Annotated in this window: 8 protein-coding genes; 3 read left to right on the forward strand and 5 right to left on the reverse strand. The window is 64.2% G+C overall.

Annotated elements, in window-relative coordinates:
- Window positions 1–3: 3 nt before the first annotated feature.
- The 4 genes from ACVWYI_RS00525 to ACVWYI_RS00540 all read right to left on the reverse strand — a co-directional run bounded on the left by ACVWYI_RS00525 (window position 4) and on the right by ACVWYI_RS00540 (window position 5,086).
- Entirely contained in the window at window positions 4–2,118 is a 2,115-nt protein-coding gene (locus ACVWYI_RS00525; RefSeq protein ID WP_456660912.1) for an acetate--CoA ligase family protein, read from the reverse strand.
- A gap of 88 nt (window positions 2,119–2,206) precedes the next feature.
- The gene (locus ACVWYI_RS00530; RefSeq protein ID WP_456660913.1) at window positions 2,207–2,956 is read right to left on the reverse strand and encodes a hypothetical protein; all 750 of its coding nucleotides are present in this window, start codon (window positions 2,954–2,956) and stop codon (window positions 2,207–2,209) included.
- A 2-nt stretch (window positions 2,957–2,958) separates the two neighbouring features.
- Entirely contained in the window at window positions 2,959–3,750 is a 792-nt protein-coding gene (locus tag ACVWYI_RS00535; protein WP_456660914.1) for an enoyl-CoA hydratase, read from the reverse strand.
- Window positions 3,751–3,880: 130 nt separating this feature from the next.
- Complete coding sequence (locus ACVWYI_RS00540; RefSeq protein WP_456660915.1) at window positions 3,881–5,086, reverse strand: ABC transporter substrate-binding protein; 1,206 nt, start codon at window positions 5,084–5,086, stop codon at window positions 3,881–3,883.
- Window positions 5,087–5,310: 224 nt separating this feature from the next.
- Here ACVWYI_RS00540 and ACVWYI_RS00545 point away from each other — a divergent pair, with 224 nt between their 5' ends.
- Both ACVWYI_RS00545 and ACVWYI_RS00550 read left to right on the forward strand, forming a co-directional pair.
- Window positions 5,311–6,162: a thermonuclease family protein gene (locus ACVWYI_RS00545; RefSeq protein ID WP_456660916.1), complete on the forward strand. Its 852-nt coding sequence runs from the start codon at window positions 5,311–5,313 to the stop codon at window positions 6,160–6,162.
- A gap of 70 nt (window positions 6,163–6,232) precedes the next feature.
- On the forward strand, window positions 6,233–7,687 hold the full coding sequence (locus ACVWYI_RS00550) for a M48 family metalloprotease (protein ID WP_456660917.1): 1,455 nt from the start codon (window positions 6,233–6,235) through the stop codon (window positions 7,685–7,687).
- A 111-nt stretch (window positions 7,688–7,798) separates the two neighbouring features.
- Here the strand turns inward: ACVWYI_RS00550 and ACVWYI_RS00555 are convergent, their stop codons facing one another.
- Window positions 7,799–9,127 carry an MFS transporter gene (locus ACVWYI_RS00555; RefSeq protein WP_247348539.1) on the reverse strand — a complete coding sequence of 443 codons (1,329 nt, stop codon included), beginning with the start codon at window positions 9,125–9,127 and terminating at the stop codon, window positions 7,799–7,801.
- 180 nt (window positions 9,128–9,307) lie between these two features.
- On the opposite strand from ACVWYI_RS00555, the gene cyoA reads away from it, so the two are divergent.
- Window positions 9,308–10,468: a ubiquinol oxidase subunit II gene (gene cyoA, locus ACVWYI_RS00560; RefSeq protein WP_456660918.1), complete on the forward strand. Its 1,161-nt coding sequence runs from the start codon at window positions 9,308–9,310 to the stop codon at window positions 10,466–10,468.
- Window positions 10,469–10,475 lie beyond the last annotated feature (7 nt).

The raw sequence follows: 10,475 nt of genomic DNA on the forward strand, positions 1-10,475 counted from the left end.
GGATTAACCCCGGCCCACCACCAGCGCATCGACGATCGTGACGCCCTGCCCCTCCGGGTGCACGTGCACCGGGTTGAGCTCGATCTCCGCGATTTCCTCTGCATGCCGTGACGCAAGCACGGAGATGTCGGCAATCAGTTGCGACGCCGCCGCAACATCCGCCTTCGCCGCTCCGCGAAAACCATTCAACAACGGCGCGGCCTTCAAGCTCGCCAGCATCGCGCCGGCTTCTTCCGCGCTCACGGGCGCCGGGCGGTAGACGACGTCGCGGAACAGCTCCGTGGTGATACCGCCGAGGCCCACCATCATCATCGGCCCGAAGGTCTTGTCCGTCATCGTGCCGATGATGATCTCGACGCCTTTCTTCGCCATCGGCGCGACCAGCACGCCTTGAATTACGGCATCCGGCCGGTGCTTGCGCGCATTGTTGAGCAGCGCTTCGAACCCAAGAAACACCTCGCCCTTGGTGGTGATGTTGACGCGCACGCCGCCGACCTCGCTCTTGTGCGCAATGTCCGGCGACTGGATTTTCATCACCAGCGGGAAACCGACGCCCGCGATGGCCGCGTCCAACTCGCCCTTCTCTTTCACCAGCACTTCGGCCGGCAGCACAACGCCGGCGGCGCGAAGCAATTCCTTGCTGTCGGCCTCGGACAGAACCGGTGAAGTCAGATGCGCCGAGAGATCGCGCGCGGGCAGCTCCGCCCCATCCGCCGGCTTCTGCAGTTTGAAGTTGGCGTAGTCGACCAGCTGCCGCATCGCCACACCGACATGAGTCAGACCGGACAGCACAACGACGCCGGATTTGGCAAGCTCGTGCCGCGCGAAGTCCGACGGCACCGTATAGGAGTAAAACACCACGGGCTTGTGCTGCGCGGCCAGTACCGGCTTCAGCTCCGCTTCCTTGAAGGGCTTGCGCACCTCGCTCGACAGCGACAGCAAGACCAGAATTGCATCGACCTCGTCGGAAGCAGTCAGCAGATCAACGCTCTTTTGCAAGCCGCCCGATGTCACGCCTTGCGCTGTGACGTCGATCGGATTGCGCGCGGTGCCGTAGGACGGCATCAGCGTCTTGATCTCCGCCTGGATTTTTTCGGAGAGCTCCGGCACTTGCAAGCCTTGCCGCGCCACGGCATCGGCGCCCCAGATGCCGGCACCGCCGGAGACGGTGACCACGGCGACGCGATCGCCTTTTGGCAACCGATTGCTCGCAAGCACTGCTGCGATCGTCAGCGCCTCGTCGAGATCGTTGGAGACGATGAAGCCATATTTGGCAAACACGGCGTCGTAGGCCGCCGACCACCCGGCCATGCTCGCGGTGTGCGAGGCGGCCGCGCGCATCCCGGCGCCAGAGCGGCCGACTTTTGTCACGATGACAGGCTTCTTCAGCTCGGCTGCCCGGCGCGCTGCCGCGAGAAACTTGTCGACGTCGCGAATGCCTTCGATGAACAGCAGGATCACGTCGGTCGCGGCGTCCTGCACCATGTAATCCAAAAATTCACCGGCCCCCAGATCGGATTCGTTGCCCGCACTGACGACATAGCTCACGGCAATGCCGATCGCCTTGGCGCGGTGATAATAGGCAAAGCCGATGCCGCCGCTCTGCGCGACAATGCCGATCCGTTTCGTCGTCGCGACCAGCGGCGCCACACCCGGCTTGACGTCCACGGCGGGACTGAACGTTGCCGCCACACGCTGCATCTGGCTGAAAAATCCCTCGGCGTTCGGACCGGAAATCCGCATGCCGGTGCGCCCGGCCAGCGCCGCGATCGCGTCCTGCATCGCCGCACTGTCACCACCTTCCTCGGCAAATCCGGAGGAGATGATCACGGCGTTCCTGACGCCGGCGGTGGCACATTGTTCGAGCGCGGCAAGCACGGCGCGTGCGGGAATGATGATGACGGCGAGATCGATCGGCGCGCCGATCTCCGTGATCGATTTGTAGCAAATGAGCCCGTCGATCTCGGCGTAGTTCGGGTTCACCGGGTAGATTTTTCCGGGATACTCGTTCTTGCGCAACATCGACAACAGCCGGCCCGGAATCTTCTCGTGATCGCGCGAGGCGCCGATCAACGCGATGCTTGCCGGTGCGAAGAAGCTGTCGAGCGGATGCGGCATGTGACGTTCCTTACTCGCCGGTAGCCGTCGCCCTTCGAGGCTCGCCGAAGCGGCGAGCACCTCGGGGTGACGGATAACGATCGGAGGATCAACTGACGCGGAACGTCACCCCGCCGAGCAAAAACTCATCGCCTGCAACCGCAAGCCCCTTTGCCTTGGCCGCATGCAGCACTTGTGCTTTGTCCGCAACCCGAAACTCCAGCGCGCTCATGATCTCGCTGGCGCCTTTGACGAAGCGGAAGGTCGCATTGGGCAGCTTCAATTCGGTATCGCCACTCGGCGCAACGCCGATGATCTTGCCCCAATGCTCGGCCAGCCCTGTTGGATCCGGGCTCTGCATCTCCACGCTCGTCAACGCCTGCGTCACGTCCTTGCGGATGGATTTTTGCCAGTCCGGCCCCGCCGGCGGATACGGCCCCAGAATGTCGTCGCTGCCTTCGGTGTGGTTGAACTCGATGAAGGCGGCGCGGCAGTCGCGGGGATGGAGCTGCACGCCGTGATAGGGCGCGTGGTCGATGACGTTGGCGGTGCGCACGCCAAGCGCGTTGGCGTTACGGCCGCGCTCGTCGGGATCGTTGCAGCAGAAGATCGCCATGTAGCCGCCGCGCCCGCCGCTCTTTTCGATGAAGCGACCGGCGGTGGTGCCATCCTTGAACGGTGCGACGACCTCCAGCAGAATCGTGTCGACCGGAAGCAGCGCGTTCTCCAGGCCGTATTTTGCGACATTGCCGTCGCGATAGCAGACGGCGAGGCCCATGATTTCCGCGATGTCGGAGATGACAGGCGCGAGCTGCGGCGCGACCAGGCAAATCTGCCGCAGCCGCATATAGGGCGCCATCGTCATGCGCCCTTGAAGGTCGGCTTGCGCTTCTCGACGAACGCCTTTGCAGCCTCCTTGTGGTCCTCGGTGTCGCTGCAGCGGGTGTGATGGATCGCCTCGCCGTCGAAGCAATCTTCCAGCGCGAGATGCTCGGCATTGTTGATGTTGCGCTTGATGAAGCCCAGCGCAATGGATGGGCCCTGCGCCAGCGACAGCGCCAGCTCGTGCGCGGCCGTGTCGAGCTCGGCGTCGGGGACGACCTTCGTCACCATGCCGATCGCATGAGCCTCCTTCGCGGTCAGGACCGGCGACAGCAAATAGAGCTCGCGCGCCCGCGCACTGCCGAGCAGCTGGGTGAGGAAATAGGTACCGCCGTAATCGCCGGAGAAGCCGACTTTGGCAAAGGCGGTGGTGATCTTGCAGGATTCGGAGGCGATGCGGAGGTCACACGACAGCGCCATCGACAGACCCGCGCCGGCCGCAGCGCCATCGAGCTGCGCCACCACGGGTTTCGGCATCTGGTGCAGGATGCGCGACACCTCCATGCCGCGGCGCAGGTTCGCCATCTTCACTTCGAACGGCAGCGGCGCGCGTCCCTCCGCCATCGACTTGACGTCGCCGCCGACGCAGAAGCTGCCGCCCGCGCCTTTGAACAGCACCGCACGCACCTCCGGATCGTCCGCCGCGCGCCGCGCCGCCACGACCAGCCCGGCGACCATGTCCGGGTTGAGCGCGTTCTTCCGCTCGGGCCGGTTCATGGTGATGGTGAGCAGCCCGCCTTCGAGCTTCTGCAGGACCATGTCGTTGCTCATGGGACGTCTCCCTTGTTGTTGTTTGATAGAGCTTTGGCCACACCCGTCATTGCGAGGAGCGAAGCGACGAAGCAATCCAGACCGTCTCTGCGGAAACATCTCTGGATTGCTTCGCTCGCAATGACGGTGTTTATTTCTTCACCAGCGGGCAGCGCGACTGCTCCAGCGACTGGAACGCCTCGCTGCCGGGCACGGTGGCGAGCAGCTTGTAGTCGTCCCAGCGGCCCTTGGACTCCGACGGCTTCTTGACCTCGAACAGGTACATGTCGTGGATCATGCGGCCGTCCTCGCGGATCTTGCCATTTTTGGCGAAGAAGTCGTTGATCGGTGTCTCCTTCATCACCTTGATCACCGTCGCAGCGTCGGTCGTGCCGGCCGCCTTCACCGCTTTCAGATAGTGCGTCACGGAAGAGTAGACGCCGGCTTGCGCCGAGGTCGGCGGCCGCTTCATGCGCTCCTGGAAGCGCTTCGAAAACGCACGGGTGTCGTCGTTGAGATCCCAGTAGAAGGCTTCCGCAAGCAACAGGCCCTGCGCGGTCTCGAGCCCGATCGAGTCGATGTCGGTCACGAAGGCGAGCAGCGGCGAGACTTTCTGACCGCCCTTGGTGATGCCGAACTCGGCCGCCTGCTTGATGGCGTTGACGGTGTCGCCGCCCGCGTTGGCAAGGCCAATCACCTTGGCCTTTGAGGCCTGGGCCTGAAGCAGGAACGACGAAAAATCCGACGTGTTGAGCGGATGGCGCACGCTGCCAAGCACCCTGCCGCCGGTCTTGATCACGACGGCGCTGGTGTCCTTCTCCAGATCCTGGCCGAAGGCGTAGTCGGCGGTGAGGAAGAACCAGCTGTCGAGGCCGGACTTCACGGCCGCGAGGCCGGTCACATTGGCCTGGCCGTAGGTGTCGAACACGTAGTGGATGGTATAGGGACCGCAGGCCTCGTTGGTGAGACGGATCGAGCCCGGACCATTGAAGATGATGATCTTGTTGCGCGCTTTCGCGATCTCACCGGCGGCAAGCGCGGTCGCGGAGGCCGCGACGTCGTAGATCATCTCGACGCCCTGATTGTCGAGCATATCGCGGGCGATGTTGGCGGAGAGATCGGCCTTGTTCTGATGGTCGGCCGCCAGCACCTGGATCTTGCGTCCGAGCACCTCACCGCCAAAATCCTCCACGGCCATCTTGGCGGCGGTCTCGCTGCCGGGGCCGGTGATGTCGGCATACAGGCTCGACATGTCGAGGATGCCGCCGATCTTCAGCGGCGGCTTGTCCTGCGCCTGCACGGCGCTCGCACTCAGCGCCAACGCGGCGGCAAAAATGCCCGACAAAACATGCTTCATCGAAAAAGACCTCCCTTATTGCGCCGTACTCTGATGGCGGCTTGGTTATTGCTCTTGGTTATTGCTCTTGGCTAAAGCCGTTGCCGCAATCATGCCGCATGCACGAGAGCGCAGCAAGCGAAGGTGCGCTACGGGGACACGATTGGCGCGTACGTTTTCCGCAAAACGGAATGGCCGTGTGCGGCAAGATGCTTCCACGCCGTCCTTGTTTCGCTGCGCCCGCAATGACGGAGTGTAACGAAGCCTCTTCGCGACACGCCGCGCTTGAGTTAAGACTAGCGCGCAACGCAACCTCTCCGGGTCACGTGACGCAACGGCTTCACCCCATCGTCGCAATCCTTCTCGTCGCGGGTCACAGCGCATTCGCGAGCCCGTGCCGGTTCGAGTCCCAAGGCGAAGGTCGCGTCGCGGCGATCGTCGACGCCCGCGGCGTGCGCCTCGACGACGGCCGCGACATCCGCCTGAACGGCATTGAGCCGACCGCGACCACGAGGCAGGCGCTGACCGCGCTGCTCGTCGGCCGCGACGTGATTCTGCGCAGCGCTGACGACACGCCCGACCGCTATGGCCGGCAAGGCGCACTGGTCTTTGTCGGCGAGAGCGACATCTCCGTGCAGGCGGTGCTGCTCGCCCAGGGCGACGCCATCGTCTCCGCCGAGATCACCGACAAGGATTGCGCGACCGCCCTGATGGAATCGGAGGCCGAAGCGCGGCGCCAAAAAAAGGGCAACTGGGCTGACCCGTCGGCCATAAAAAACGCGGAAAGTCCGGACGATATTTTGGCGGGGATCGGGCGTTTTGTGGTGGTCGAGGGCAAAGTCCTGTCGGTCCGGCAAGCTGGGGCAATGACTTACCTCAACTTCGGACGGAACTGGACACGCGGCTTTGCCGTGACTATTTCAAAGCGGACAGTACCGGCATTCGAAAGCGCCGGGATCGCTCTTAAGTCTCTGGAGAATAGACGTATTCGCGTCCGGGGCTGGGTCGAGGGGAATACGGGGCCGCGTATCGATGTACGCCTCGCGGGGCAGGTCGAATTGCTGGGCGCAAACGAGCCGACAGGGGTAAGGCCCTAAAAGGGCCAGGCACGGGTTAAGCAACGTGAATGGGGTGCTAGAACGGCACGGACGAGGCGAACGCCGCCGCATGCGGGCAGCGCTGGCCGTGCTATGCCTTGTTCTGGGTTCAGCCCTTGCCGGCTGCGGTGACATGAACCGGTTCCAGACCGCGGCGGCACCGCCGATCGTGGCGATGCCCAAGCCGAAGCCGGCCGTCGCGCAGACCCCCGCCACCGAGAAGGAGCACGAGCGCATCCTGGCGAGCTATGGCGGCACTTACGACGATCCCAGGCTCGAATCGCTCGTGACCAAAACGGTCGACCGGCTGGTCGCGGCGTCCGACCGCCCCGACCAGGGCTATCGGGTCACGATCCTCAATTCCGGTGCGGTGAACGCTTTCGCGCTGCCGAACGGCCAGCTCTATGTCACCCGCGGCCTGCTTGCGCTCGCCAGCGACACCTCGGAATTGTCCTCCGTGCTCAGCCATGAGATGGCGCATGTGCTGTCCAAGCACGCCGCGATGCGCGAGGACCAGGCGCGCCAGGCCGCGATCGTCACCCGCGTCGTCACCGACATGAGCAACGATCCCGATCTCACCGCGCTCGCGCTCGCCAAGACCAAGCTGACCATGGCGAGCTTTTCGCGTAATCAGGAGTTCGAGGCCGACGGCATCGGCGTCGGCATCTCCGCCAAGGCCCATTTCGACCCTTATGGTGCCGCACGCTTTCTCTCGGCGATGGAGCGCAATGCGGAGTTGAAAGTCGGCAAGACTTCGCTCGATCCGCGCGCGCAGGATTTCACCTCGTCGCATCCGGCAACGCCGGAGCGCGTGCAGAACGCGCAGACCATCGCGCGGCAGTACTCAGCGCCAGAAGGCGCCGAGCGCGACCGCGAAACCTATCTCGCCGCGATCGACAACCTCGTCTACGGCGAAGACCCCAGCGAAGGTTTTGTCCGCGGCCGGCGCTTCCTGCATCCCAAGCTCGGCTTCACCTTCCAGGCGCCGGACAATTTTACGCTCGACAACACCGCGCAGGCCGTGATCGGCGTGCGCGACGGCGGCTCGCAGGCGATGCGTTTCGACGTCGTGCGGGTGCCGGCAGAACAGTCGCTCGGCGATTACCTGAATTCCGGCTGGATGGAGGGCGTCGAGAAGGCGTCCACGGAGGACATCACCATCAACGGTTTCCCGGCTGCGTCCGCCACCGCCAAGGGCGACCAGTGGCAGTTCAAGGTCTATGCGCTGCGCTTCGGCAGCGACGTCTACCGCTTCATCTTTGCGGCACGGCAGAAGTCGACCGAGAGCGAGCGCAATGCGCGCGAGACCGTCAGTTCATTCCGCCGCCTGACGCTCGACGAGATCCAGGCCGCGCGCCCCCTGCGCATCAAGGTCATCACCGTGCAGCCCGGCGACACCGTGGAATCGCTCTCCCACCGCATGGCCGGCGTCGATCACCCGGCCGAACGTTTCCGCGTGCTCAACGGCCTCGATCGCAACGCGCAGGTGAAGGTGCGGGATCGCGTGAAGGTCGTGGCGGATTGAGGCTGCAGTAGGATGGGCAAAGCGAAGCGTGCCCACCATTCTCGACGCGATGTTTGCGGATGGTGGACACGGCGCTACGCGCCTTTGGCTGCCCTACAAGCCGCTTCAGCCCTAGCCGCCCGCGTCCATGTCTCCGGCCTCGCGCTGGCCGCTGAGCCAGAGCGCGAGCAGGGTCCAGAACGCGCCTGACAGCAGATACGCTCCCGAGGCGATGACGCCGAGATTGGTCGCAAGCAACAGAGCGACCAGCGGCGCGAAACCGGCGCCGAACAGCCAGGCCATGTCCGAGGTCAGCGCCGAGGCCGTGTAGCGGTACGCCTGCTTGAAGTTCGAGGCGATCGCGCCCGACGACTGGCCGAATGACAGGCCGAGCAGGATGAAGCCGATCACCATGTAGATGGTCTCGCCGAACGCGCCGGCATCGAGCAGCTGCGGAGCAAAGCCGCTGTAGATCGCGATCGCGATCGCCGACCCCATCAGCAGCGACTTGCGGCCGACGCGGTCGGCGATGACGCCGGAGAGCACGATCGCGCCGACGCCGAACACGGCGGCGACGATCTCGATGATCAGGAAGCGCACCGGGCTTTCGCGGGTGAACAGGAACACCCAGGACAGCGGAAACACCGTAACCATGTGGAACAGCGCAAAGCTCGCCAGCGGCGCGAATGCGCCGAGCATGATGTTCTGGCCTTCGCGCGCCACAGTCTCGGAGATGCGCGAGGGCTGCAATTCGCGGGTCTCGAACAGCGAGGCATATTCTTCCGTCGTCACCATGCGCAGGCGCGCGAACAGCGCCACGACGTTGATGGCGAAGGCGACGAAGAACGGGTAGCGCCAGCCCCAATCGAAGAAATCGTCGGCCGAGAGATTCCCCGCGAAATAGGCGAACAGCGCGCTCGCCACGATCAGCCCGAGCGGCGCGCCAAGCTGCGGCACCATCGCGTACCAGCCGCGCTTTGACGGCGGCGCATTCAGCGCAAGCAGCGAGGCCATCCCGTCCCAGGCGCCGCCCCAGGCCAGACCCTGCGCGATGCGCGCCAGCGCCAGCAGCCAGATCGCCGCAACGCCGATCTCGTGATAGCCGGGCAGGAACGCGATCGCGACGGTGGCGGTGCCGAGCAGGAACAGCGCCGAGATCAGCTTGGCCGTCTTGCCGTATTCGCGGTCGACCGTCATGAAAATGACGGTGCCGATCGGCCGGGCCACGAAGGCCAGCGCAAAGATCATGAAGGAATAGAGGGTGCCGGTCAGTTCGCTCGTGAACGGGAACACCAGGCGCGGAAAGACGATCACCGAGGCGATCGCGAAGACGAAGAAGTCGAAGAATTCCGAGGTGCGGCCGATGATGACGCCGATGGCAATCTCGCCGGGACGGGCTTGGTCGTGGCCGTGCTCGCCCGAGTGGAGGTCTGCCATTGCGGGGGTCTGTGCCGTCGCCATTGGTGCGCCCTTAACGTCCTGAAAATCAAAGCCGACCGCCCGGCGGGGCGCCAGGCGATCCGGTTCTGTTTGGCGCAACATTTCGCACTGCAACATTGGACAAATTGTCCAATGTCCGGATTGCTGCGTCGCAGCTACCCCTTGGTCTCACGAAAGAACTCATTCTCATAAGGTCGGCCCGTGTCCCGTCTCAAGATCCTGGCGCTGCTACCCCTGGCGGTCGCGCTCAGCGGCTGCAACTACGTCGTGCTGGCACCAGCCGGTGATATCGCAGCGCAACAGCGCGACCTCGTCATCATGTCCACCGTCCTGATGCTCCTGATCGTCGTTCCCGTGATGGCGCTGACGGTGCTGTTCGCCTGGCGCTACCGCCAGTCCAACACCGACGCCCGCTACGAGCCCGAATGGGACCACTCGACCAGCCTTGAGCTGGTGATCTGGTCGGCGCCGCTTTTGATCATCGTTTGCCTGGGCGCGCTGACCTGGATGGGCACGCATCTGCTCGACCCCTATCGCAACATCGGCCGCATCTCCGCGGAGCGCTCCGTGGACCAAAGCAAGGTCCCTCTCGTGGTCGACGTCGTCGCGCTCGACTGGAAGTGGCTCTTCATCTATCCGGACTACGGCATCGCCACCGTCAATGAGCTCGCGGCGCCGGTCGATCGTCCGATCAATTTCCATATCACCGCGTCTTCGGTGATGAACTCTTTCTACATCCCCGCGCTCGCCGGACAGATCTATGCGATGCCGGGCATGGAGACGTCGCTCCACGCCGTGATCAACCACGCCGGTACGTATAAGGGGTTCTCAGCGAACTATAGCGGCGCCGGTTTCTCCGGCATGCACTTCAACTTCCACGGGCTCGACGACAAGGGCTTCGACGCCTGGATCGCCAGCGCCAAATCCGGCGGCGGCTCGCTCGGCCGCGCCGAATATCTCCAGCTCGAGAAGCCCAGCCAGAACGAGCCGGTGCGGCGCTACGGCACCGTCGATTCCGATCTCTACCGCCTGATCCTCAACATGTGCGTCGAGACCGGTAAGATGTGCCAGAGCGAGATGATGGCGATCGACGCCAAGGGCGGCCTCGGCCATGAGGGTCTGAACAACACGCTGCCGCTGGCCTACGACAAATACGCGCGCCGCGGCACGGCGCTTGGGCCGGAGCCCAGCTTCGTCGCCGGCACCTGCACGCCCGATGCGCCGCAGGGCAAGACCACCGCCTCGATCACGGCACCTCTCGACACCGCGCCGCTGCTCGGCGCCGGCCTGAAGCGGCCGACTTTCACGCCGCTGAGGTCCTCGTCCTTCTTCCTCGGACAACGTCCGAAGTCAGATTCGTAAAGAGATC

This window comes from Bradyrhizobium sp. LB13.1 (assembly GCF_054056815.1).

Bases quoted from the DNA above. Each gene is read 5' to 3' on its own strand.
- ACVWYI_RS00525 (WP_456660912.1), bottom strand. From the start codon at position 2,118: ATGCCGCATCCGCTCGACAGCTTCTTCGCACCGGCAAGCATCGCGTTG.
- ACVWYI_RS00530 (WP_456660913.1), bottom strand. From the start codon at position 2,956: ATGGCGCCCTATATGCGGCTGCGGCAGATTTGCCTGGTCGCGCCGCAG.
- ACVWYI_RS00535 (WP_456660914.1), bottom strand. From the start codon at position 3,750: ATGAGCAACGACATGGTCCTGCAGAAGCTCGAAGGCGGGCTGCTCACC.
- ACVWYI_RS00540 (WP_456660915.1), bottom strand. From the start codon at position 5,086: ATGAAGCATGTTTTGTCGGGCATTTTTGCCGCCGCGTTGGCGCTGAGT.
- ACVWYI_RS00545 (WP_456660916.1), top strand. From the start codon at position 5,311: ATGACGGAGTGTAACGAAGCCTCTTCGCGACACGCCGCGCTTGAGTTA.
- ACVWYI_RS00550 (WP_456660917.1), top strand. From the start codon at position 6,233: ATGCGGGCAGCGCTGGCCGTGCTATGCCTTGTTCTGGGTTCAGCCCTT.
- ACVWYI_RS00555 (WP_247348539.1), bottom strand. From the start codon at position 9,127: ATGGCGACGGCACAGACCCCCGCAATGGCAGACCTCCACTCGGGCGAG.